The organism is Leisingera caerulea DSM 24564, from assembly GCF_000473325.1.
Classification (GTDB): Bacteria; Pseudomonadota; Alphaproteobacteria; order Rhodobacterales; family Rhodobacteraceae; genus Leisingera; species Leisingera caerulea.
In genome coordinates, this window is sequence record NZ_KI421514.1 from 230,379 (window position 1) to 254,461 (window position 24,083).

At 63.8% G+C, this 24,083-nt stretch carries 20 protein-coding genes and 1 tRNA gene; 11 read left to right on the plus strand and 10 right to left on the minus strand.

Going from position 1 to position 24,083, the window contains the following annotated elements:
* Positions 1 to 303 precede the first annotated feature (303 nt).
* On the plus strand, positions 304 to 990 hold the full coding sequence (locus CAER_RS0125650) for a hypothetical protein (RefSeq protein ID WP_154667864.1): 687 nt from the start codon (positions 304 to 306) through the stop codon (positions 988 to 990).
* Here the strand turns inward: CAER_RS0125650 and CAER_RS0125655 are convergent.
* The 4 genes from CAER_RS0125655 to CAER_RS0125675 all read right to left on the minus strand — a co-directional run bounded on the left by CAER_RS0125655 (position 967) and on the right by CAER_RS0125675 (position 3,200).
* On the minus strand, positions 967 to 1,716 hold the full coding sequence (locus CAER_RS0125655; protein ID WP_245597428.1) for a helix-turn-helix domain-containing protein: 750 nt from the start codon (positions 1,714 to 1,716) through the stop codon (positions 967 to 969). The two genes, CAER_RS0125650 and CAER_RS0125655, sit on opposite strands and share 24 nt — an antisense overlap.
* A gap of 145 nt (positions 1,717 to 1,861) precedes the next feature.
* Positions 1,862 to 1,947 (minus strand) — tRNA-Leu (locus CAER_RS0125660).
* Between the two features lie 109 nt (positions 1,948 to 2,056).
* Entirely contained in the window at positions 2,057 to 2,587 is a 531-nt protein-coding gene (locus tag CAER_RS0125670) for a tetratricopeptide repeat protein (RefSeq protein ID WP_036798062.1), read from the minus strand.
* A 142-nt stretch (positions 2,588 to 2,729) separates the two neighbouring features.
* Positions 2,730 to 3,200: an Lrp/AsnC family transcriptional regulator gene (locus tag CAER_RS0125675; RefSeq protein ID WP_027238052.1), complete on the minus strand. Its 471-nt coding sequence runs from the start codon at positions 3,198 to 3,200 to the stop codon at positions 2,730 to 2,732.
* Between the two features lie 126 nt (positions 3,201 to 3,326).
* On the opposite strand from CAER_RS0125675, the gene putA reads away from it, so the two are divergent.
* The 3 genes from putA to CAER_RS0125690 all read left to right on the plus strand — a co-directional run bounded on the left by putA (position 3,327) and on the right by CAER_RS0125690 (position 8,144).
* Entirely contained in the window at positions 3,327 to 6,740 is a 3,414-nt protein-coding gene (gene putA, locus CAER_RS0125680; protein WP_027238053.1) for a bifunctional proline dehydrogenase/L-glutamate gamma-semialdehyde dehydrogenase PutA, read from the plus strand.
* 53 nt (positions 6,741 to 6,793) lie between these two features.
* A complete protein-coding gene (locus CAER_RS0125685; RefSeq protein ID WP_027238054.1) occupies positions 6,794 to 7,564 on the plus strand; it encodes a rhomboid family intramembrane serine protease in 771 nt (256 codons plus the stop codon).
* 202 nt (positions 7,565 to 7,766) lie between these two features.
* Complete coding sequence (locus CAER_RS0125690) at positions 7,767 to 8,144, plus strand: GFA family protein (RefSeq protein WP_027238055.1); 378 nt, start codon at positions 7,767 to 7,769, stop codon at positions 8,142 to 8,144.
* A gap of 165 nt (positions 8,145 to 8,309) precedes the next feature.
* On the opposite strand, the gene CAER_RS0125695 is transcribed toward CAER_RS0125690, so the two are convergent.
* On the minus strand, positions 8,310 to 9,095 hold the full coding sequence (locus CAER_RS0125695) for an inositol monophosphatase family protein (RefSeq protein ID WP_027238056.1): 786 nt from the start codon (positions 9,093 to 9,095) through the stop codon (positions 8,310 to 8,312).
* A 190-nt stretch (positions 9,096 to 9,285) separates the two neighbouring features.
* Between CAER_RS0125695 and CAER_RS0125700 the strand changes: the two genes are divergently transcribed.
* Entirely contained in the window at positions 9,286 to 10,305 is a 1,020-nt protein-coding gene (locus CAER_RS0125700; protein WP_027238057.1) for an NADP-dependent oxidoreductase, read from the plus strand.
* Between the two features lie 96 nt (positions 10,306 to 10,401).
* Here the strand turns inward: CAER_RS0125700 and CAER_RS0125705 are convergent, their stop codons facing one another.
* Positions 10,402 to 11,307: a LysR family transcriptional regulator gene (locus CAER_RS0125705; protein ID WP_027238058.1), complete on the minus strand. Its 906-nt coding sequence runs from the start codon at positions 11,305 to 11,307 to the stop codon at positions 10,402 to 10,404.
* Positions 11,308 to 11,405: 98 nt separating this feature from the next.
* On the opposite strand from CAER_RS0125705, the gene CAER_RS0125710 reads away from it, so the two are divergent.
* The 3 genes from CAER_RS0125710 to CAER_RS0125720 all read left to right on the plus strand — a co-directional run bounded on the left by CAER_RS0125710 (position 11,406) and on the right by CAER_RS0125720 (position 13,428).
* Positions 11,406 to 12,275, plus strand: coding sequence for a methylenetetrahydrofolate reductase (locus CAER_RS0125710; RefSeq protein ID WP_027238059.1), 870 nt, complete (start codon positions 11,406 to 11,408; stop codon positions 12,273 to 12,275).
* 64 nt (positions 12,276 to 12,339) lie between these two features.
* On the plus strand, positions 12,340 to 12,819 hold the full coding sequence (locus CAER_RS0125715) for a PaaI family thioesterase (protein ID WP_027238060.1): 480 nt from the start codon (positions 12,340 to 12,342) through the stop codon (positions 12,817 to 12,819).
* A 93-nt stretch (positions 12,820 to 12,912) separates the two neighbouring features.
* Positions 12,913 to 13,428 (plus strand): DUF2867 domain-containing protein, encoded by a 516-nt coding sequence (locus CAER_RS0125720; RefSeq protein WP_036798024.1) that lies wholly within the window; start codon positions 12,913 to 12,915, stop codon positions 13,426 to 13,428.
* A gap of 87 nt (positions 13,429 to 13,515) precedes the next feature.
* Here the strand turns inward: CAER_RS0125720 and CAER_RS0125725 are convergent, their stop codons facing one another.
* Genes CAER_RS0125725 through CAER_RS0125735 form a run of 3 tightly spaced genes read right to left on the minus strand, consistent with a single transcriptional unit; the run spans position 13,516 to position 18,067 of the window.
* Positions 13,516 to 14,592 carry a DUF2235 domain-containing protein gene (locus CAER_RS0125725; RefSeq protein ID WP_027238062.1) on the minus strand — a complete coding sequence of 359 codons (1,077 nt, stop codon included), beginning with the start codon at positions 14,590 to 14,592 and terminating at the stop codon, positions 13,516 to 13,518.
* Positions 14,570 to 16,867 (minus strand): xanthine dehydrogenase family protein molybdopterin-binding subunit, encoded by a 2,298-nt coding sequence (locus tag CAER_RS0125730; protein WP_027238063.1) that lies wholly within the window; start codon positions 16,865 to 16,867, stop codon positions 14,570 to 14,572. The genes CAER_RS0125725 and CAER_RS0125730 overlap by 23 nt, the downstream gene beginning before the upstream one ends.
* A 48-nt stretch (positions 16,868 to 16,915) precedes the next feature.
* Positions 16,916 to 18,067, minus strand: a complete 1,152-nt coding sequence (locus CAER_RS0125735; protein ID WP_027238064.1) for a type III PLP-dependent enzyme — start codon at positions 18,065 to 18,067, stop codon at positions 16,916 to 16,918.
* A 105-nt stretch (positions 18,068 to 18,172) separates the two neighbouring features.
* Here CAER_RS0125735 and CAER_RS0125740 point away from each other — a divergent pair, with 105 nt between their 5' ends.
* Positions 18,173 to 18,610: an Lrp/AsnC family transcriptional regulator gene (locus CAER_RS0125740; RefSeq protein ID WP_027238065.1), complete on the plus strand. Its 438-nt coding sequence runs from the start codon at positions 18,173 to 18,175 to the stop codon at positions 18,608 to 18,610.
* A gap of 3 nt (positions 18,611 to 18,613) precedes the next feature.
* Here the strand turns inward: CAER_RS0125740 and CAER_RS0125745 are convergent, their stop codons facing one another.
* Positions 18,614 to 19,495: a LysR family transcriptional regulator gene (locus CAER_RS0125745; protein WP_027238066.1), complete on the minus strand. Its 882-nt coding sequence runs from the start codon at positions 19,493 to 19,495 to the stop codon at positions 18,614 to 18,616.
* 114 nt (positions 19,496 to 19,609) lie between these two features.
* Between CAER_RS0125745 and CAER_RS0125750 the strand changes: the two genes are divergently transcribed.
* Together CAER_RS0125750 and CAER_RS0125755 are read left to right on the plus strand one after the other, a co-directional pair.
* Positions 19,610 to 20,611 (plus strand): sterol desaturase family protein, encoded by a 1,002-nt coding sequence (locus CAER_RS0125750; RefSeq protein ID WP_027238067.1) that lies wholly within the window; start codon positions 19,610 to 19,612, stop codon positions 20,609 to 20,611.
* 317 nt (positions 20,612 to 20,928) lie between these two features.
* Positions 20,929 to 24,000, plus strand: a complete 3,072-nt coding sequence (locus CAER_RS0125755) for a valine--tRNA ligase (RefSeq protein WP_027238068.1) — start codon at positions 20,929 to 20,931, stop codon at positions 23,998 to 24,000.
* Positions 24,001 to 24,083 lie beyond the last annotated feature (83 nt).

Consider the following 24,083-nt stretch of genomic DNA (forward strand, 5'->3'; position numbering starts at 1 on the left):
CACGGCGCCGCCGCCGTGCTGGCCAAGTTATCTCGGCGCTTGACACCAGGGGCGGCCGCCCTGCCCTGCAACAGCCGCCCCGCAACCGGAATTCTGCGATCAAATCGAATGCCGTGGCCAGCCGTTATTGTGATCCTTTCTACCGCCAATACTCTTGCAGCTCATAGCTGCATTACCTTCCCTCCGGTAAAGCAGATGATTTTCCGAAATTTTATTTAAGATTTTATGCAACTTGCACTCTTTGGCGGCGCAGGGGCGTTTTTCGGGCTATTCGAATAGGAGACTTTACGACAGGGGACCTTAATGAATTCACTCGATATGGGAAAAGCGCTTTCGGGGTACTTGCATACGCTGTCGCAGGCCGGCCTTCAGGTCGAAATGTTCACCGATTTCGAGAAAGTGCCCGAAACCGCCGCCCTGTCAGGCCGGCAGTTCCAGATGCCGGGTTTCGCGATTGAGCGCGCCGACCACACCGAGAATTCGGCTTTCTGGCTGTTCCTGAAGGAGAACGGCACCTATATCGGCGGCGCGGCGGCAATGCTGCAAGACTTAGGCCGGGAAACACTGGCCGATTTCCTGCTGCGCACTTCACGCCATCAATTCCCCAATGCAGCCGGCGGCGGCGTCGAAAGCGTGGCGGAGCCGCTGGCGCGCGAAGTGAGCGGGCGGCTGGCCTATATCGGAGAATTGAATTTCCTGCCCGGCCGCCGCGGCAAACGGGCGGAGCGGCTGGCGCCATTCATGCGGATATTCCAGATTCTGGCGATCCAGAAATGGGATGTGGATTGGATCTATGCCTTCATTCCCGACCGCCACATGCAGGCGCGGCTGGATCTGGTCTATGGCTTCAGCCGGGCCATCCCCCGCGCGCAGAAATGGCGCGATCCGGAGCCGGAGGTGCGCAGCAGCACTGAATGGTTTGTCGGCTCTTCCCGGCTGGAGATGGAGCACATGCTGCAAAGCGACCTAGCCGAATTTGATATCCTGTGAAAAATTGGCCACCAGCAGCTTGCCATCCGGCAGGTAAACCGGCGCCAGGACCCGCCGGTACTGCCGGGTAAAGCGGCGGCCGTTCAGCAGCTTCACGTCAAGCGAGGGGTGGGTGATCACCGGTTCGCCCCGGTTGATCGCCTCGCTGTGGGCCATCACCAGATCGGCATTCACCTTGTCGCTGAACCCGTTCAGCGTATCGCGCAGCTGGCCGCTGCTGGACACCTCAAAGCAGACGGACGCCAGGCTGTGCGGCCCGGACTGGATCGGCTGGATGCGGTTCTTTTCCGGATCCGGCGGATCGAACATGTCCACCGTGTGCTGCAGCTGGTCAAACCCTTCCAGGCGGCCGCTGTTGGAAAACCACCAGTCCAGGAAGTCCTGCAGCGAGACATCGCAGCCGCTGTACTGGCGGGTGCGGGTGGCCGCCTGCATCTGGGCATTGAGAATCTCAAACGCCTTGCTGCCGGGCCCGCCTGGCTGCCGGTCCGGCAGCAGCTCCAGCCCGGCGGTATCGGACGAAAAGTAGCGGAACGACACCCCGAGCCCGCGCGACAATGCGTCCAGCGTGCTCCAGCCAATCTCGCGCTCATTCTTAAGCGCGCTGTTAAATGTGCCGTAGGGAATGCCGCATTTCAGCGCGGCCTGCCGGTTGGACAGATTCATATCCGCAAGCAAAGCGGAGATTTTCTGGTGGATCAGCGCCATATGCCAAAGATCTTTCACATTTTGTGCGACATCTTGCATAATATTAACGTTACAGCAATGCAATCTTTACGTGATCGCGCGGAGAGTCATCTGCGCTGAAGCCGCAGGCAATGCTTAGCCGCAGGTGGTTCTGTCAGGAGGGCTGATACTGCAAAGATAACAGTGGTGCGGACGGCGGGACTCGAACCCGCACGGCCATAAGGCCAGGAGATTTTAAGTCTCCGGTGTCTACCATTCCACCACGTCCGCCAGCGGCACCGTCGGGCGGCGCCACAGCTGCAGATCTAGCCGTCTGATTTCAGACAGACAATCTGTTTTCGGCATTTGCCGGGATTTTCTGCAACGTGCGGGCGTGCTGCTACAGCTCCACATCCCCGGCTCCCGGCGGCGCCAGCGGACCGCCGGGATCGGCCAGGTAGCGCTCCGGCAGCCAGGGGTTCAGCGCCAGCGCCTCTGCCAGTGCCTCCCGTGCTTCCTCCAGCCGGGACAGGCCATAGAGCGACAGCGCCCGCCCGCTCATCGCCGCGACATGGCGCGGCGACAGCTCCAGCGCCCGGTCCAGATCCCGCAGCGCGGCGGCAAAATCGCGGCGCAGGTAATGCACGAAGGCGCGCTGGTTGTAGCCCTCGGCGTAGGCAGGGCAATAGGCGATCAGCTGATCGAAATCCTCCAGCGCGCCGAGGAAATCGAATGACGAGCGACGGGTCATGCCGCGGTTCAGGATCTCCTGCGCGCGCTCATCCGGGGCATCGGCCCAGAATTCCCACATCCGGTTGGCGATCTCGCGCGCCTGCGCCTCGCTGTCAGCCTGCTGGACCTCGCTCAGCAGCCCTTCGAGCGGCGTGCTGTGGTCAGGTGCGGAAGGGCAGCCGGCGGCGGCGGCTTGCACCGCCAACAGGGCGGCAGCAGCCGCCGCAACACATATGGCCGGACGTCGCGGGGGTCGGAACACAAAGCAAAACATGCCCCCAATGCTGGCACATTTGCGGTTTCGATCAAGTCACCTGTGCGCGCGCTTCATCCTCTACACACTAAAGCGGCCCCAGCGCGCCGTCTTCCTTGACCGCTTCCATCGCCACATAGGTGGAGGTCGAGGAGACATGCGGCAACGAGGAGATCTTCTCTCCCAGCACCGCCCGGTAATCGGTCATCGAACGGGTGCGCACCTTCAGCAGGTAGTCGAAATGCGAGGCCATCATATAGGCCTGTTCAATCTCCGGCAGCTTGGACACCGCGGCATTGAACTTGGCCAGTGCCGCCTGCCGGGTATCGTCCAGCTTCACCTCGACAAAGGCCACGTGGTCCAGCCCCAGCCGGATCGGATCGACCAGGGCGCGGTAGCCGGTGATGATACCTTCCGCCTCCAGCCGCTTGAGCCGGGTTTGGGTCGGGGTTTTCGACAGCCCGATCCGGCGCGCCAGATCGGCGACGGAGATCCGCCCGTCCTCCGCCAGCACGTTCAGAATCGCCCGGTCGAACCTGTCGATATCAGGAAAGGTCATTTGAACTGTCCTTCCGCCCGCCTTTTTGACACTTGCCCTGCATATTACACATATTCAGGCGATTGTCCCGCCAGAAAGCGTGTATTCTTTGCAAAAGCCCTGCATGTTTTCTGTGGAGTTCCCTGCATGACAACCCAATCCAAGCTGCGTTACCGGATTGATTCCGGCACCTACGCCGATCAGACCGCCATGCGCGACCAGCTGATTGCCCAAGCCGCCCTGTCCGAGGCCGACCGGGCCAGGATCTGTTCCAGCGCCGCCGCCCTGGTGCGCGATATCCGCGGCCATTCGGCGCCCGGGCTGATGGAGGTCTTCCTGGCCGAATACGGCCTGTCGACCGAGGAAGGTATCGCCCTGATGTGCCTGGCCGAAGCACTGCTGCGGGTGCCGGATGCCGACACCATCGACGCGCTGATCGAAGACAAGATCGCGCCGTCCGACTGGGGCAAGCACCTGGGGAAGTCCACTTCCTCGCTGGTCAACGCCTCCACTTGGGCCTTGATGCTGACCGGCAAGGTGCTGGACGAGGACCGCAGCCCCATCGGCGCCCTGCGCGGCGCCATCAAGCGCCTGGGCGAGCCGGTGATCCGCACCGCCGTCAGCCGCGCGATGAAGGAAATGGGCCGCCAGTTCGTGCTGGGCGAAACCATCGAAAGCGCGATGAACCGCGCCGCGGGGATGGAAGCCAAGGGCTACACCTATTCCTATGACATGCTGGGCGAGGCCGCCCGGACCGAGGCCGATGCCTCCCGCTACCACCTGTCCTACTCCAAGGCGATCTCGGCCATTGCCGCCGCCTGCAACAGCGATGACATCCGCAAGAACCCCGGCATCTCGGTGAAACTGTCGGCGCTGCACCCGCGCTATGAGCTGGCGCATGAAGACAGCGTGATGGAAGCGCTGGTGCCGCGCCTGAAGGCGCTGGCGCTGCTGGCGAAGGCGGCCAAGATGGGTCTGAATGTCGACGCCGAGGAAGCCGACCGCCTGTCGCTGTCGCTGGAAGTGATCGACGCCGTGGTCTCCGATCCGGCGCTGGCGGGCTGGGACGGCTTTGGCGTCGTGGTGCAAGCCTACGGGCCCCGGACCGGGCTGGCGATCGACGCGCTGCATGAAATGGCAGAGAAATACAACCGCCGCTTCATGGTACGGCTGGTGAAAGGCGCCTATTGGGATACCGAAATCAAGCAGGCGCAGGTCGAGGGCGTCGATGGCTTCCCGGTCTTCACCTCCAAGCCGCTGACCGACGTCTCCTATATCTCCAACGCCCACAAGCTGCTGGGGCTGACGGACCGGATCTATCCGCAGTTCGCGACCCACAACGCCCATACCGTTGCCGCCATCCTGCACATGGCAGAAGGCATGGATAAGGGGCTTTTTGAATTCCAGCGCCTGCACGGCATGGGCGAGACGCTGCACCAGATGGTGCTGGAGCAGAACAAGACCAACTGCAGAATCTACGCACCCGTCGGTGCGCACCGCGACCTGCTGGCCTATCTGGTGCGGCGCCTGCTGGAAAACGGCGCCAACAGTTCTTTTGTGAACCAGATCGTGGACGAAAATGTCCCGCCGGAGGTTGTCGCCGCCGACCCCTTCGACGCGGTGGCCGATATCACCCGCAAAATCCCGACCGGGCCGGAACTCTTCCTGCCTGAACGGATCAACTCCAAGGGCTTTGATCTGGGCCACGCGCCGACGCTGGCAAAGATCGAGGAGGCCCGCGCGCCCTGGCGCAGCCGCCAGTGGCAGGCCGGACCGCTGCTGGCGGGCGACGCCCAGCCGGAGGCCGCCAAGGATGTGACCAGCCCCACCGACCTGAGTGCCGTCGGCACCGTCAGCCAGTGCAGCCCCGAGGATATCGAATTGGCTCTGGCGCTGGCCGAGCCCTGGGAGGCCCCGGCGGCGGAACGCGCGGCGATCCTGAACAAGGCTGCGGATCTCTATGAGGAAAACTATGGCGAGCTGTTCGCCATCCTCGCCCGCGAGGCCGGCAAGACAATTCCCGACGCGGTGGCCGAACTGCGCGAGGCGGTGGATTTCCTGCGCTACTACGCGGCGCGCATTCCCGATGCGCCGTCTGCGGGCATCTTCTCCTGCATCTCGCCCTGGAACTTCCCGCTGGCAATCTTCACCGGCCAGGTGTCTGCCGCACTGGCCGCGGGCAACGCCGTGCTGGCCAAGCCCGCCGACCAGACGCCGCTGATCGCTCACCGCGCCGTGCAGCTGATGCATGAGGCCGGGGTGCCGCGCAGCGCCCTTCAGCTGGTGCCGGGCCGCGGCAGCGTGGTCGGGGCGGCTATCACCTCTGACCCGCGGGTGAACGGCGTCGCCTTCACCGGCTCCACCGCCACTGCCCTGCGCATCCGCAAGGCGATGGCCGACAACCTGCAGCCGGGTTCCCCGCTGATTGCGGAGACCGGCGGCCTGAACGCCATGATCGTCGACTCCACCGCGCTGCCGGAACAGACCGTGCAATCGGTGATCGAAAGCGCGTTCCAGTCGGCGGGCCAGCGCTGCTCAGCTTTGCGCTGCCTCTACCTGCAGGACGACATCGCCGACACCGTTCTGAAGATGCTGAAGGGTGCAATGGACTGCCTGCGCCTGGACGATCCGTGGCACCTGTCCACCGACAGCGGCCCGGTGATCGACGAAGGCGCCCGCGCAGGCATCCTGGCCCACATCGACCAGGCCCGCACCGAGGGCCGGGTGATGAAGGAGCTGATGGCGCCGCAGGGCGGCACTTTTGTGGCGCCCACGATGATCGAAGTGCCCGGCATCAGCGCGCTGGAGGACGAGATCTTTGGCCCCGTCCTGCATGTGGCACGGTTCAAATCGCACCAGCTGGACCAGGTGATTTCCGACATCAATGCAACCGGTTACGGGCTCACCTTCGGGCTGCACACCCGCATTGACGACCGGGTGCAGCATGTCTGCGACCGGGTCCATGCGGGCAACATCTATGTGAACCGCAACCAGATCGGCGCCATTGTCGGCAGCCAGCCGTTCGGCGGCGAGGGCCTGTCCGGCACCGGCCCCAAGGCCGGCGGCCCCTTCTACCTCAACCGCTTCTGCGCGCCCGACCGGCAGCAGGTCAGCGCCGAATGGGACACTGAGACCGCCGCGCTGCCAGGCGCAAGTGGCGTCCCGGCGCAGCCTGTGACCACCACCCTGCCCGGCCCGACCGGTGAATCAAACCGCCTGACGGTCTCCGCCCGGCCGCCGCTCCTGTGCATGGGCCCGGGGCCGGAGGCCGCCGCCGAACAGGCCAAGCAGGTGATCAGCCTCGGCGGCACCGCGATTGAGGCGCATGGCCTTCTGGGGCTGAACCAGTTGGAAACAATTGACGGTATCTCCGGCGTGCTGTGGTGGGGCGATGAAGCGGCGGGCCGCGACATCGAGCAATGCCTTGCCAAGCGCGATGGCCCGATCATCCCGCTGATCCCCGGCAAGCCCGACCTCGCCCGCGTCCTGGCTGAGCGCCACGTCTGCGTCGACACCACCGCCTCTGGCGGCAACGCGCAGCTGCTGGGCGGCAACGCCTGAGCTATCGGCGCTAAGCACTTGACGCTGGGCCATTTCCGGCCCAGCGTTCCCCCATGTTTCCGATCCGCGATCACAACCCGTCCGGCCGCAGGCCCTTTGTCGTCTATGCGCTGATTGCCGCAAACGTCCTGGCCTATATCTACTACACCGCCAGCTATGCCTCGCCGCGTGCGCTGGCCTATTTCTATGACGCCTATGCAATCGTTCCGGCCGAGATTATCCATGGCTACGGGTTCGAAACGCTCTTCACCTCCCTGTTCATCCATGGCGGTCTGATGCATCTGGGCGGCAACATGCTGTTCCTGTGGATCTTCGGCGACAACCTGGAGGAGGAGATGGGCCACCTCCCCTTCCTGCTGTTCTACCTTCTCAGCGGCTTTGGCGCCGGGCTGATCCATGTGATGTCCGCGCCCGGGTCCATGGTGCCCACGGTTGGCGCCTCCGGAGCCATTGCCGGCGTCATGGGCGGCTACCTGCTGATGTTCCCAAGGGCGCGCGTCGATATCCTGCTGATCCTGATCGTCTACTTCCGCATCTTCACCATCCCCGCCTTTGTCATGCTGGGCGTGTGGCTGGCGATGCAGTTTTTCGGGGGCCTCGGCTCTGATCCCAACCAGGGCGGCGTCGCCTATTGGGCCCATGCCGGCGGCTTTGCGGTGGGTCTGATCCTGTGCCTGCCCCTATGGCTGCGCCGCGGCGGCCCGGCGTTCTGGAACCGCACCCATGGCACCCCGCCGCATCCGGAGAGCGCGTACGAATATTCTGCCAGCCGCATCCCCAAGCTGCCGCGCAAGAAGCGCAATCCGGGCCCTTGGGGGAAGTGAAACAGCGCCTGGCTTGATGCCACGAGGTTTGAAAGAGGCGGCCTGCGCCACTGTCGGAACAAGCTACTGGTAAACACGCAGGCCGCCGCCCCGACGGGCATCGGGGCAAGTAAATGGTAGAGCTGCCCCTATGGATTTTGCGGGGAATTATTTGCGGGATAACTCAACCTTGCGCCGCATATGAACCAGAAAGGAACTTTGAATGGCCCATCTGAAAGCCACCTGCCACTGCGGCGCCGTTGAGATCGAGGCGGAGTTTCCCGAGGGCCTCGCATCGGCCGCGCGCTGCGACTGTTCCTTCTGCCGCCGCCGCGGGGCGGCTGCCGTCACCGCCCTGACCGCCAGCCTGAAGGTGCTGAAAGGCGCCGGAAACCTCAGCCTCTACACCTGGGGCAGCCATACCGCGAAGCACTATTTCTGCAGGACCTGCGGTATCTACACTCACCACCAGCGCCGCTCCGATCCCAAGGAATGCGGCGTCAACCTGGGCTGTATCGAAGGCGCCAATCCGCGCACGCATCCGGAGACCTATGGCGAGATCCCCTGGAACGACGGGGTGAACCATCCGTCGGACCAATAACTCTTCCGCCTGGCCGATAGGCCGGGCAGCGCCCGTCCGCCCCCATGGGCGGGCGCTTCGCTTCCACCCGCGGACGGGCACTGCCCTCATCGTGGAAAAATACTCTCCGCAACAAAAAACGCGGCACAGTGGCCGCGCTTAAAAGTCTCATTTTCTCAGGCCGGTTCAGCCGCGGATCACCTTGGCGAAGTTCTCAAAGATCGGCTCGTTCGAGCAGACAACAGAGCCGCTGTCGATGATGCCCGCATCCGGGTCGATCGCCTCGGCCAGACCGCCGGCCTCTTTCACGATGATGATGCCTGCGGCCAGGTCCCAAGAGTTCAGGCGGCGCTCCCAGAAGCCCTCGTAACGGCCTGCCGCCACATAGGCCATGTCCAGCGCGGCAGAGCCCCAGCGGCGCACGCCGGCGCAGGCGGGCATCAGGCGGGCCAGATCCTGCAGCGTCAGCGGCAGGTCGGCGCGGCCGCCGAACGGCACGCCGGTGGCAAAGATTGACTCAATCATCCGGTGGCGGCCCGACACGCGAATACGGGTGTCGTTCATCCAGGCACCGGCACCCTTCTCGGCAAAGAACATCTCATCCTTGGCGGCGTCATAGACCACGCCGGCGACGATCTTGCCCTTGTGCTCCAGCGCGATGGAGATCGCCCAGTGCGGCAGCCCGTGCAGGAAGTTGGTGGTGCCGTCCAGCGGGTCGACGATCCAGCGGCGGGTCGGGTCTTCACCTTCGATCTCGCCGCCCTCTTCCGCGATCCAGCCATAGGTCGGGCGGGCGTTGCGCAGCTCTTCCTTGATGATCTTCTCGGCAGCGATGTCAGCCTTGGAAACAAAGTCGCCCGCGCCTTTCATCGACACCTGCAGGTTTTCCACCTCGCGGAAGTCTTTCACCAGGGAACGGCCGGCCTTTCGGGCGGCTTTGATCATCACATTGAGGTTTGCGCTGCCAATCATGTCTGCAGAATCCTGTCACGTCGGGGAGATGCCGGGTCAAACCGTGCCTATACGCCCCCTGCCCCCGATTGCCAAGGGGCTTTGCCGGCAAGAGGGCAGCCGCTCTGACGCGCGGTTACGGCCCGGTAAGCGGTTGAATTCCGCTCCTGTGGGGCCCAGTCTCAACAGCAGCAATGACAGGAGAACTCCCATGCCCGACCAGATGCAGCGTATCGTGCTGGCCAGCCGCCCCGAAGGCCAGGCCAGCGAGGAAAATTTTCGCCTGGAGAGCGTGGACATGCCCCAGCCGGAAGAGGGCGAAGTGCTTGTAAGGGTTCACTATATGTCGCTGGACCCCTACATGCGCGGACGCATGAACGCGGGCAAATCCTATGCCGATCCGGTTGAAATCGGCGAAACCATGACCGCAGGCGGCGTGGGCGAGGTGATTGCCTCCAACAGCCCGGATTTCCAGCCCGGCGACTTTGCGCTTGGCGCGTTCGGCTGGGCCAGCCACGCCTGCGCGCAGGGCTCCGACATCCGCAAGCTGGACCCGGATATGGCGCCGCTCACAACCGCGCTTGGCGCTCTGGGCATGCCGGGGTTTACCGCCTGGCATGGCTTGGACGCCTATGGCCGCCCGCAGGCGGGCGAAACCCTGGTGGTTGCCGCCGCCACCGGCCCGGTCGGCTCGATGGTGGGACAGCTCGCAAAACAGAAGGGCCTGCGGGTGGTGGGCATCGCCGGCGGTGCCGACAAATGCAAGCTGGCGGTGGACACCTTCGGCTTTGACGCCTGCCTCGACCACCGCGCCTATGCCAGTGCCGAAGGCTTGAACGAGGCGCTGGCGGCGGAATGCCCCGACGGTATCGACATCTATTACGAAAACGTCGGCGGCAAGGTGCTGGAGGCGGTGCTGCCGCTGATGAACAACTTCGGCCGCATCCCGGTCTGCGGCATGATCGCCTGGTACAACAGCGCTGAAACCGACCTGACTGCGCCCGCGATCTGGCGGTCGGTGCTGACCAAGTTCCTGTCCGTGAACGGCTTCATCATCTTCAACCACTACGACCGTTACGGCGATTTCCTGGGCGAAGTGGGCCCCGGGATCGCCAGCGGTGACATCAAGTATCTGGAGGATATCGCCGAGGGGCTGGAAAACGCCCCCCGGACCTTCCTGTCGATGATGCAGGGCGGCAATACCGGCAAGCAGATCGTCAAGCTGGTCTGAGCCGCGTGCCGGCACCTGCCGGATCACGCAACCGCGCGGAGCGGGCACAGGCGCCGGACCGGCGCAGGCCGTTCCGCGCCTCTCCGGCGGCAGTATCTATTGATGCTGCAGCTTGCGCGCCTCGACCTTGGCCAGACGGATCAGTTCCTGCATGAAGGGTTTCCCGCGGTCCTCGGTCCGGATTGCCGCGTAAAGGCTGCGGGTGATGCCTGATTTGGTCAGCGGCCGGGTCACGTAATCGGAGGAGTATTTCACCTCCCGCACCACCCAGTCCGGCAGCACGGAAACCCCGCGGTTGGAGGCGACCAGCAAGAGGATCACCGCCGTCAGCTCCACCTGCCGAATCGAGGCGGGCTCCACACCGGCGGGAATCAGCAGCTGGCTGAACACATCCAGCCGGGTCTTGTCCACCGGGTAGGTGATCAGGTTCTGACCGATGAAATCCTCTGCCTCCACATAGGGTTTCGCGGCCAGCGGATGCTGCGCCGAAGCGACAAAGACAGGATTGTAGTCAAACAGCTCGATGAACTCGACGCCGTTGATGTCTTCCGGATCGGAAGAAACCACCAGATCCACTTCTTCTTTCACCAGCGCAGGCAAAGCGTCAAAGGCCAGCCCTGGCCGGATATCCACATCCACATCGCCCCAGTTCTTGCGAAAGCCCTCCAGCACCGGGAACAGCCATTCAAAACAGGCGTGGCATTCGATGGCGATGTGCATGCGGCCCGTGTTGCCGTCGCGCAGAGAGGAGAATTCTGCTTGCGCGGCCTCCACTTGCGGCAACACCTGGTCCGCCAGGCGCAACAGCCGCAGGCCCGCGGGGGACAGCTTCATCGGCTTGGAGCGGCGGATGAACAGCTCCACTCCGGCCTGATCCTCCAGCCCCTTCACCTGATGGCTCAGCGCGCTTTGAGTAATGTTCAGTTGCTCGGCAGCCCGGGCCAGACCGCCGGCCTCATGGATGGCCTTGATGGTGCGGAGGTGGCGGAATTCTATATGCATCCTATCAGATCGCTCATGTTAATCTTGAGTATTATGAAATTGTCTCACAATGCTGCGCGTGCAACAAGGGCAGACATAAACCTAGCGAGAGACCTGAGATGACGACGCCCAAGATTTCCTTCGAATTCTTTCCGCCGAAAAATCTCGAAGCCTCCTTCCGGCTTTGGGACACCGTGCAGGTCCTCGCCCCGATGGATCCGCGTTTTGTTTCTGTGACCTATGGCGCAGGCGGCACCACCCGCACGCTGACCCGCGATGCGGTGGACACCTTGCACAATTCCTCCGGCCTGAATGTGGCTGCGCACCTGACCTGCGTGAATGCCTCCAAGGCGGAAACGCTGGAGATCGCAGACCAGTTTGCCGAGGCTGGCGTGACCGAGATCGTCGCCCTGCGCGGCGACCCGCCCAAGGGCGAGGGCAAGTTCACGCCGCACCCCGAAGGCTTTGCCGACTCGGTGGAGCTGATCAAGGGTCTGGCGGCACGCGGCGGCTTCACCATCCGCGTTGGCGCCTACCCGGACTGCCACCCGGAGGCTGCCAGCCAGGACGCCAATGTGGAATGGCTGAAGCGCAAGCTGGATGCCGGCGCTGATGAGGCACTGACCCAGTTCTTCTTTGAGGCGGAAACCTTCTTCCGCTTCCGCGACGCCTGCGAAAAGGCGGGGATCGACGGCAGCAAGCTGACGCCCGGCATCCTGCCGATCGAAAATTGGAAAGGCGCCCGGAATTTCGCCAAGCGCTGCGGCACCGTCATCCCGGATTGGGTCGAAAACGCCTTTGACAAGGCGCTGCGCGACGGCCGCGAAGACCTGCTGGCGACCGCGCTGTGCACCGAGTTGTGCTCGGACCTGCTGGAGGGCGGCGTCGACAAGCTGCATTTCTACACGCTGAACCGGCCGGAACTGACCCGCGACGTCTGCTTTGCCCTGGGCGTCACTCCCAAGGTCGCGCTGGAGAACGTGGCGTAAGCCTTGCAGGCCCTGGCGTGCGGTTTCTAATGCGGGGAACACCCCTGCCAAGGACCCGCGCGCCATGTTCTACGCCAAACAGCCCTCCGACCTGCTGACGATAGAGCAGATTGCCCGGATCTCCGGCCTCGATTTCATGCAAGGCATTCTGGAGGGCCGCCTGCCCGGCCCGCCGATTGCCAAGACGCTGGGGTATTACCTGCACGCGGTCGAAGAAGGCAGGGTCGTGTTCCGCGGCACCCCCGAATTCCACGTCACCAACCCGATGGGCACCGTGCATGGCGGCTGGTACGGCACGCTGCTGGACAGCGCCATGGCCTGCGCAGTGATGACCAAGGTGCCGCTGGGGTCGGTCTACACAACGCTGGAATTCAAGATCAACATCCTGCGGCCGATCCCGCTGGGCACACTGATCGGCTGCACCGGCACCGTCGACCATGCGGGCCGCTCCACCGGCGTGGCGCATGGTGAGCTTCGCGGGGTCGAAGACGGTCGGCTTTACGCAACCGGGTCCACCACCTGCATTGTGATGAAAATTGCCTGAAACGGGTTGCAGGGTTTTGCCCCACGCCTTGCCAGCCGCCTTTTTCCAATTATCTTCAAGGCAGTAAACTGACAAGCAGCGGAAGGGCCGACCATGGCGCCAACCTCACTCGCGCGGGCTGCCACCGCCCGCATTCAAGTCCTGGCCCCCGCCGCGGAACTGGATTTCCTGGATACGCAATCCATTGTCCTGCCGGTGCAGATCACCCCGCTGGAGGCCTGGACCCTGATGCACGCCCGGCCGCTGCCGGGCCTGAAACTGGCGTTCAAACTGCGCGACGCGGTATCCGCGTGTTTCGGCGTCAAACGCATCGGCGGCATTTCCAGCAAGCCGCACACAGACGTGCAGACCGGTGACAAGCTGGATTTCTTCCTGGTGGAGGCCGTGTCGGACACACTCCTGACTCTGACCGTGCGGGACAGGCATCTGGACGTGATGACCTGCCTGTCCAGCAGCAACGGCATTCTGTCCGTGACCTCATCCGTCAAGACACACAACATGTTCGGCCGGGCTTACATGATCCCGGTCCGGCCCGCCCACAAGCTGATCGTCGCCATGTCGCTGAAACGCCTGCGCCAGGCGCTGGAGCAGCGCAGCGCCACGGGCTGACGGCATCACGATTGGCCGCTTCTGGCCGGACCGGCGGCACAAACACCTTCTAAAAGCGCTGGGAAACAGCTGAGCCCCCGCTCAGCCTCAAGTCTTGGAGAACATCGCCAGCCAGCCGCCAGAGGAAGCGGTGTTCCGTTTTCCTGCATCGACGCTGCTGTGCAACCGTTCGCTGCCGTCCAGCCCGACCCGGCGGCGGCTGCGCAGCAGAAAGATCTTGCCCCAGCCGCGCCAAGTGCCGACCGACGGCGCATTCGGGTCCACCGGAAACCGCATCCGCCAGTCCAGGGGCAGCGGCAGGCCGCGGTCCTCCGCCTTTTCCAGCATCCAGATCAAAGAGACATTGGCCAGCGGCCGGGCTTCTTCATACCCCCCCAGCTGACCACCGACATCACCATGAGCGCCGCGGAACCAGACTTGTTCCACATGCCCGTCCCAGCCCTTGGGGCAATCCCACAGTACCGGTTTGAACACATCGCGGGTCTCATCCAGCGCCAGCGCGTGATAGCCGCTTTTAACATGGGGGCCCAATTCATGGTTGTGGAAATTGTGCCGGTTTTCCGCCCAGCGCCACAGCAGCGGCAGCCGCAGGCCCAGCGCCTTGACCGTGTCCCAAACGCCGACCATCTCAATCCCGACCTCATCGTGGCAATGCGCCTTGGTAAAGGCGGCGCCGGTCTTGGAGCGTCCGTTCAGACGGTAATGGCGGTACGCCGTGCGGATGTTGCGCACAGTGGCGTGCTCCGGCTTCAGCAGGCCGATCCGGTCGATCACCCCGGCCAGCGACCGCACCGCATAGGCGCCGCGGGAATAGCCGAACAGATAGATCCTGTCGCCCGGCCGGTAGCGCGAGGCGAGATAGCCATAGGCGCGTCGGATCTGGCGGTTGATGCCGCGCCCCATCATCACATCGGGCGCGCTGCCCCAGCCCTTCCACTGGACGCCGGATTCATAGAAGACCGAAACCTGCCCGCTGGTCTGGCTGCAAAGCCGGTACAACTGACCGGCATGGGTTTCGTGCCCCTCCTCCAGCGTCGACATGGTGCCGTCCAGGATGATCACATGGGCTTGCGGCCCGCGCAGCTTGGTTTCGCCGGAATGTTCCGAGCGCAGCGGCCGTCCCAGCCACCCTAAAACCCTTTTACTCAGCTGCCGCAGAAACATCCCTAAGCACTTCCCAAATCCTCAGCGGGGTGAACGGCATATCCACCTGCCGCACGCCGCGGTCCCAGACCGCGTCCTGCACCGCGTTTGCAACCGCTGCCAGCGCGCCGACGGTGCCCGCCTCGCCGCAGCCCTTCATCCCCATCGGGTTCTGGGTCGAAGGCACCGGCTCGGAGGTGAATCCAATCATGGGGACGCCGCTGGCCCGCGGCAAGGCATAGTCCATGAACGAAGCCGTGAGCAGTTGCCCGTCCTCATCGTAGACAACCCGCTCCAGCATGGCCTGTCCCAGCCCCTGCGCCACCCCGCCATGCACTTGGCCTTCAGCCAGCACCGGGTTGATCAGATTACCGAAATCGTCAACTACAGTGTAGCGCTCCACAGCGGAATTCCCAGTCTCCGGATCGATCACGACCTCGGCAACATGGGCGCCGTTCGGAAACGAGCGTCCCGGCAGCCGGGCCCGCGCCGCGTGACGCTGCAGATCGATCCGCCCGTGCGCGCGGGCCATCTCTGCCGCTTCCAGCATGGTGGGCGTCAGGTTCGACCCGGGTGCGCGGAAGGTTTCGCCGTCGAATGCGACGGCCTCCTCCGCCACCCCCATCTCCTCCGCCAGGAAGGGGGTAAAGGCGGCAATCATGGTTTCAACTGCGGCCAGCGTCGCGTTGGCCTGGGTGGTGACAGAGCGTGACCCGCCGGTACCGCCGCCCTGGGCAATGCGGTCGCTGTCGCCCTGGATCACTTGGATCATTTCCGCAGGAATTCCGCTCTGGTCGGCCAGGAACTGGGCATAGACGGTTTCATGCCCCTGTCCGTTGCTCTGCGTGCCGACATAGATGTTCACTCGGCCGTCCTCCAGAAACTCCACTTCCGCGCCTTCCGAAGGATCACCCAAAATGCTTTCGATATAGTAACAAAGCCCAACGCCCCGCAACTTGCCGCGTTTACCATCTTCGGCCCGGCGGGCTGCGAATCCTGCAAGATCAGCCTCTTGCGCGGCGCGGCTCAGGACTTTATTAAAATCACCCACATCATAGGTCTCTCCGGTCACGGTGTCGTACGGAAACGCGCCGGACTGAATGAAGTTCCGCCGCCTCAGCTCCCACGGGTCCACGCCCAATTCGCGCGCGGCCCGGTCCATCACGCGTTCCAGGACATAAATCGCCTCCGGCCGCCCGGCGCCGCGGTAGGCATCGACCTGGGTGGTGTTGGTATAGATCCCCTCCACCTGCAGCCAGGCGGTCTGAATGTCGTAAACCCCCGCCAGCACCCGGCTGAACAGCTGAGTCTGGATCGGCTGGCCGAAATGGGAATTGTACGCGCCAAGGTTGCAGCGGGTGGAGACCCTGTAGGCAGTGATCTTCAGGTTTTCGTCAAAGGCCAGCTCCGCCAGCGAGGTCAGATCGCGGCCGCCGTTGTCGCTGAGCATCGCCTCGCTGCGGTCCGACATCCAGAACACCGGACGGCTCAGCACCGTGGCGGCATGGGCCACGGCGAAATACTCAGGGTAGGCAAAAGCCTTCATGCCGAAGCCGCCGCCGACATCCGGCGTCGTGACCCTGATGTCATCCTCATTCAGCCCCAGCTTGGCGGCCAGCTGGCTTTTCATGCCCCAGACCCCCTGACCGCCGAAGGTGAAATGCAGCCGCCCCTGCTGCCATTCGGCAAAACAGCCGCGCGGCTCCATGGTGCTGACCATGATCCGGTTGTCTTCGACCTGCAGCGCGACGGTATGGGCGGCGGTGCGGAACGCCTTTTCAGTTGCCGCTTCATCCCCCATGCCCCAGTCGAAGGCCCTGTTGTCCGGCACGCTGCCGTGCAGCGGCTCACCGCCGGGCATCAGGTCGAGCTTGACCGGCAGGTCATCAATCTCCAACTCGATCAGCTCACCCGCGTCGCGGGCCTGATCCAGCGTTTCAGCCACGACGACGGCCACCGGCTCTCCGACATAGCGGACCTTGTTGCGGGCCAGCATCGGGCGTTCCGGCGATGCGCCGCTGGTGCCATCCCGATTCTTCACCGTGGTGCCATCCATCGAGACGCTGATGCCCGCGGCTTCAAGCTCCGCCAGGGTGATCACCGCATGGACGCCCTCGGCCTCCAGCGCATCCTCTGTGTGCAGCGCGGTGATCACCCCATGGGCCACCGGGCTGCGCAGCACCCAGGCACGCAACGCATCCGCCGGGGCGGCATCCTCGATGTACCGGCCCTGGCCGGTCAGGAACCTGACATCCTCGACCCGTTTCACCGGCTGGCTTTTCCCGAATTTTTCCATGCTCGCCCCCTGTCCGCGCTGGCTGCTGTTGCGGGGGCGAGACTACTGTCAGCTGGCCGCTTGTCCAGCCAGCTCAATCACCGTCGCCACGTCAGACAGGCCATAACCGTTGAACTGCGTGCTCATGGCAGAGGAATAGGCGCCTAGCCCTGGAAACAGCACATAGTCCCCCGACGCACAATCGCAAGGCAGCGGCAGCCCGTCCGGCAGCCGGTCAAGGCTGTCGCAGGTCGGACCGAACACCACCCGCGGCTTGCGGATACCGCTGCGGTGGGTGCCGTCGGAGGCCACGACCTCCACCCGCCCCGGCAGGCCCATGTCGCGGATATCCACCAGCCCGCCATAGATGCCGTCATTCAGGAACACCACCGCGCCGTCCTTGCGCATCCCCTTGATGCGCGCGGCCAGGGTAAAGCTTTCTGACACCATCGCCCGGCCCGGCTCGCAGATCAGCGTGGGCTTGTCCGTGCCGAACGCCTGGTCCGCCGCGGTGCCGATGGCGGCAAAGACCTTCTCCAGATCCGGCGCCACGCCGTCGCGGTTGGCGGCAAAACCGCCGCCCACATTCAGCCGCGCGATCTGCACCCCAGCCGCACCGACAATCCGTTTTGCCGCGTGGACATATTCGACCCAGGCCGTCTCATCTTCGCATTGGGTGCCCGGGTGAAAACACAAGGCGGGCGTCCAGCCCTTGGCAGCCACTTGTTTCAGCAGCTCCACCGCTTCGTCCGGTGCAGCACCGAATTTGCTGCCGAAATCATAGGCCGCGCCCGCTACAGGCAACGCAAAGCGCACGGCGATCTCGCAGGAGCGCGGCACCGCATCCAGCTTCTCCAGCTCGCTCAGCTCATCCACCGACCAGCTGGCGACACCGTGTTCGATGCCAGCGGCGATCTCTGCCTCTGACCGCATCGGGTTGTTGTAGTGCATGACCGCATCCGGGCTGGCGGCGCGCACCGCCTCCATCTCGGCGGGCGAGGCCACGTCAAACGCCGTGATCCCCGCGGCCACGAGATTGGACAGCACCGCCGGATGCGGGTTTGCCTTCACCGCATAGGTCACCAGCCCCGGAAACCCCTGGCTGAACCGCCGCGCCACCTCGTGCAGGACCCGCGGCGAGAAATACAGGATCGGATGATCCGGCGCGCTGCGGGCCAGGTGGGATTCAGGCGAAAGCCATAGCGGGGGAATCTGCTGCATCGGGTAACCCTCATTCGTTTTACATATTTTCCGCGAGTTTTCCGTCGATTCCGCTCGTCACTCTGCCTATAGTGACGAAAATTTCCGTCATATCGCAGGCAACTTATGCAGAACGACGACACCGATCAGCGCCTTATGACCCTGCTGCGGGAGAATGCCCGCCGGCCGGTGGCCGAGCTTGCCCGGCGCCTTGACCTTGCCCGCACCACCGTGCAGGCGCGGATCGAACGGCTGGAAGCCACCGGCGTGATCACCGGCTATACGCTCAAGTCTTCCGCCGACGCCCGGCCGCCTCTGCAGGCGACGGTTCTGATGTCGATCGAGCCGCGCTCTGGCCCTGAGGTGCTGGCGCGGCTGCGCAAGCTGCCGGGGGTGGAAGTGGTGCACACGACCTCCGGCCGGTTTGATCTGCTGGCGCAGGTGGTGGCGCAAAGCACTGCGGAACTGGATGACACCATCGACCGTATCGCCGAAGCGCGCGGAGTGCGGTCCTCGGAAAGCCTGATCCACCTGGCCACCAAGCTGGACCGCACAGGACAGTAACGGTCAGGCCGTTCTCAAATAATCCAGCAGCCAGTCCCTGAACATCTTGGCTGCCGGACGCATGGCGCCCCGGTCGGGGTAGATCAGATGGTAAGCCTCCTGCCCCGGCACTTCGACGTCCGGCAGGCAGCGCACCAGCCCGCTGGCCCGGACCGCCGCATCCGAAGCAGGCGCCCGTGCCAGCGCAATGCCTAATCCTTGCGCAGACAGCTCCGCCGCCATCAACGAATTGTCGGCAAAGAAATAGCGCGCCTGCCCGTGGGACAGCCGCAACTGCTCAAAGACTTGCACCCAGCTGGCGCGGTGGGTGGACACCTCAATCAGCGCGAAGCGGAACAAATCCTGCGGCGCCTGGATTTGCGCCGCGATCTCTGGCGGGGCAACCGGATAAAGCACCTCGCGCTGCAGTTCGTCTCCTTGGGTGCCAAACAGCGACGGGTTGCCAAAGACGATCTGCAGATCGGTGAACTGATTGGCAAAATCCGCCGCCAGGTTGCCGGTGCTGAGCGCCAGGTTGATCTGCGGATGCGCCGCCTGAAACTGCGGCAGCCCGCGCGCCAGCACGCCATGGGCAAACAACAGCACCGACTGCACAAACAGCCGCTGCTCCCGGCTCTCTCCGAAAAGGCCGGTGGTGGCAGTTTCCAGCATCAAAAGCGACTGCTGCACCGAAGGCAGATAGGCCCTGCCCGCCTCCGTCAGCGTCACCGCATGGGCGTGGCGGTGAAACAGCGGCGTGCCCAGCTGCGTCTCCAGCGCCTTCACCTGCTGGCTGACTGCGGCCGCCGACATGTTCAGCTGCGCCGCTGCCCGGGCAAAGCTTTCAGTGCGCGCTGCTGCCTCGAACACGCGCAGCCAGTTGAGTGAGGGAATCCGGGTCGTCATGGCAGCAGGCTAAGCAAAACTTAGCCTAACCGGCAAGACATACCGTGCTGGGTTTTCCTGCCGCCCGCCTAGGGTTTCCGGCAGCATATCCACCACACGAACGAGAGACGCGACATGACAGGTCCCGCCAACAGCCCGCGCCCCAAACGCAAGGTCTGGAACTTCACACCCCCTCTGCCAATCCGGATTGCGCCCTATTGGGACTGGCCGGTAAAGCCGCTGGCCTCGATCAAATACCTGCTGCAAAGCTGGAACCCGCTGGCCCTCCGGGCGCTGCTGTTGGGTTTTGCGATCCTCACCTGGATGTTCTTCACGCCTTCGCTGGACCGCACCGCAGCCTTCAGCTGGGACTGGGTGTTCGAGATCTGGCTGCGCAACTTCTGCATCCTGATGGTGGTTGCGGGCGGCCTGCACCTGGTGCTGTGGAAATTCCGAACGCAGGCGGACGAATACCGCTATGACATGCGCCCGATGATGAAGGGCGCCAAGGTCTTCACCTTCAATAACCAGGTCTGGGACAACATGTTCTGGACCCTTGGCCCGGCGCTCACCTTCTGGACCTTCTGGGAGAGCTTCATCCTCTATGCCTATGCCAACGGGTGGGTCACGATGATCACGCTGGAGAGCAACCCGGTCTGGTTCACGGTCATGACCATCTTCATCCCGATCTGGGCAGGCTTCCACTTCTACTGGCTGCACCGGCTGCTGCATGTCGGCGTGCTCTATACCAGGGTCCACGCCTGGCATCACCGCAACATCAACACCGGCCCCTGGTCCGGTCTGGCAATGCACCCGGTGGAGAGCTTCTTTCTGATGTTCGACACGGTGATCTTCTTCCTGCTGCCCTCGCATCCGGTGCATGCGATCTTCCTGCTGTTCCACCATGGCATCGGCGCCCCGGCATCGCACGCCGGGTTCGAGCATGTGAAATTCGGCAACAAGGCCAAGCTCCTGGTCGGCGATTTCTTTCACCAGCTGCATCACCGGTTTTTCGACTGCAACTATGGCACCTGGGAGACCCCCTGGGACAAATGGTTCAACACGTTCCATGACGGCACCGAAGCGGGCAACGAAATGGTCAAGAAACGCCGCCGCAAAATCTGGAACACGGGCTGACCCTGTCAGCCGGCCAATACGCTATAGGGGAAATCGTGCGCCCGGCCCGTACCGCGGAATGCGCGTCAGCAAGGGCCGGGCGTCTTCAGATGCGGCGCCGCTGCATGGCGCCTGAAAGACCGGTGCGTCCCCCTCGGGTCCGCGGGGCGCACAGTGTAAGAGAAACGCGCCTGCCCGCCGCTGGTTCCATAAAAGTTGAAGGATGCAACGCACAGCAGGCCGCCGCCCCCCCCCGTTGCCGCTGGGACTTTCCCTTTGCCGCCCCTTTCGGTAAGGGATAGCGCGACCCGAAATTACACGCACGCAGGATCGAGCGCATGGCGATGGAAAAGACATTCAACGCGGCCGAAGCCGAGAGCCGACTTTACAAGGCCTGGGAAGAGGCCGGCTGCTTCAAGGCTGGCGCAAATGCCAAGCCTGAGGCCTCCACATATTGCATCATGATCCCGCCGCCGAACGTCACCGGCGTGCTGCACATGGGCCATGCCTTCAACAACACCCTGCAAGATATCCTGATCCGCTGGAAGCGGATGCAGGGCTACGACACCCTGTGGCAGCCCGGCACCGACCATGCGGGCATCGCCACCCAGATGGTTGTCGAGCGTGAGCTGGCCAAGACCCAGCAGCCTTCGCGCCGCGAGCTGGGCCGCGAGAAGTTCCTGGAGAAGGTCTGGGAATGGAAAGAGAAATCCGGCGGCACCATCGTTGAGCAGCTGAAACGCCTTGGCGCCTCCTGCGACTTCTCCCGCACCGCCTTCACCATGGCGGGCGCGCACGGCGACACCCGCGTGGGCCACGAGAACTCCCCCAACTTCCATGACGCCGTGATCAAGGTGTTCGTGGAGATGTACAACAAGGGCCTGATCTACCGCGGCAAGCGGCTGGTGAACTGGGACCCGCATTTCGAAACCGCGATCTCCGACCTTGAGGTCGAGAACATCGAGGTCGCGGGCCACATGTGGCACTTCAAATACCCGCTCGCGAACGGCGCCACCTACACCTATGTGGAGAAAGACGAAGACGGCAACGTCATCCTTGAGGAAGAACGCGACTATATCTCCATCGCGACCACCCGGCCCGAGACCATGCTGGGTGACGGCGCGGTTGCGGTGCACCCCTCGGATGAGCGCTATGCCCCCATCGTCGGCAAGCTGTGCGAGATCCCGGTCGGCCCCAAAGAGCACCGCCGCCTGATCCCGATCATCACCGACGAATACCCGGACAAGGACTTCGGCTCCGGCGCGGTGAAGATCACCGGCGCGCATGATTTCAACGACTACCAGGTCGCCAAGCGCGGCGGCATCCCGATGTACCGCCTGATGGACACCAGGGGCCAGATGCGCAACGACGGCGCGCCCTATGCCGAGGCTGCGGGTATTGCCATGGCAGTGGCCAGGGGCGAGCAAACCCTGACAGAGAATGAGGCCGACGCCATCAACCTCGTTCCCGACGACCTGCGCGGCCTCGACCGGTTCGAGGCGCGCAAACTGGTGGTGGAGCAGATCACCAGCGAAGGCCTGGCGGTGATGCAGACCGTCACCAAGACCGACCCGGACACCGGCGAAGACGTCCAGGTGCAGGTGCCTTACGTTGAGAACAAGCCGATCATGCAGCCCTTCGGCGACCGCTCCAAGGTGGTGATCGAGCCGATGCTGACCGACCAGTGGTTCGTGGACGCGGAAAAGGTTGTGGGCCCGGCTCTGGATGCGGTGAAGAACGGCGATGTGAAGATCCTGCCGGAGTCGGGTGAGAAGACCTATTACCACTGGCTCGAAAACATCGAACCCTGGTGCATTTCGCGCCAGCTGTGGTGGGGCCATCAGATCCCGGTCTGGTACATCCCCGGCGAGGAGGACTGGTACCCGATCTGTGCCGCAACTGAGCAAGAGGCGCTGGAAAAGGCGCGCCTCCAGTCGGCCGAAGGCACCGAATTCCGCATCGTTGCAGATCAGCACGAAGCGGCGAAGGTTCTGGCCGAACAGGTCAAGCTGATGGATGTGCAGGACGAAGGCGCGATCCGCAGCTTTGACGGGCCGATGCAGGTGCCGATGTTCCGCGACCCGGACGTGCTGGACACCTGGTTCTCCTCCGGCCTCTGGCCGATCGGCACGCTGGGCTGGCCGGACACCACTCCGGAAATGGAGAAGTACTTCCCGACCTCGACCCTGGTCACCGGGCAGGACATCCTGTTCTTCTGGGTCGCCCGGATGATGATGATGCAGCTGGCAGTTCTGGACGAAAACCTGCCGGTCAAGAAACGCATCCCCTTCGACACCGTCTACCTGCATGGCCTGGTCCGCGACGCCAAGGGCAAGAAGATGTCAAAATCCACCGGCAACGTGGTCGACCCCCTGGAGATCATCGAGGAATTCGGCGCCGACGCGCTGCGCTTCTCCTCCGCCGCGATGGCGGCGCTTGGCGGCGTGCTGAAGCTGGATATGGAGCGGCTCAAGGGCTACCGGAACTTTGGCACCAAGCTGTGGAATGCGGTGAACTTTGCCCACTTCAACAACGTCTATGACCCGAACGTCCCTGCCTACGCCTGCCCAGACGCGCAGACGGCCGTGAACCAGTGGATCATCGGTGAAACCGCCAAGGTGCGGGTTGAGGTGGACGCCGCCCTTGAGGCGTTCCGCTTCAACGATGCGGCCAACGCGCTTTATGCCTTTGTCTGGGGCAAGGTCTGCGACTGGTATATTGAGCTGTCGAAGCCGCTGTTCGGCTCCGAGGATGAGGCGGTGATCGCCGAAACCCGCCAGACGCTGGGCTGGGTGCTGGATCAGTGCATGATCCTCTTGCACCCGATCATGCCCTTCATCACCGAGGAGCTGTGGGGCAACACTGCCAAGCGTTCGAACATGCTGGTGCATGAAGACTGGCCGGCCTACGGCGCCGAGCTGGTCAACCCGCAAGCGGATGCCGAAATGAACTGGGTGATCACCGCGATCGAGAACATCCGTTCGACCCGCGCGCAGATGCATGTGCCGGCCGGTGCGAAGATCCCGATGGTGGTGACCGAGTTCTCCGATCAGGCCCGCGCGGCCTGGGACAAGAACGAGGCGATGATCAAGAAGCTGGCCCGCATCACCTCGCTGGAACAGGTGGAGAGCTTCCCCAAAGGCTGCGCCTCTGTCGCCGCCCCCGGCGCCTCCTTCGGCCTGCCGCTGGCGGATGTGATCGACGTCGGCGCCGAGAAGGCGCGGCTCGAGAAAACCCTGGGCAAGCTGGCCAAGGAGCTGGGCGGCCTGCGCGGGCGGCTGAACAACCCGAAATTCGCGGCCTCCGCCCCGGAAGAGGTTGTGGCAGAAGCCCGTGAAAACCTTGCCGCGCGCGAAGAGGAAGAAGCCAAGGTCAAGGAAGCGCTGGCTCGCCTGGCCGAGATCGGCTGACCCGGCCCTGCCGCTGCTGCAATCATGACTGCAAAGCGCCCGCCTTGCAGGCGGGGGTTCTGCATTCCGGCGCGGAGGCTGTG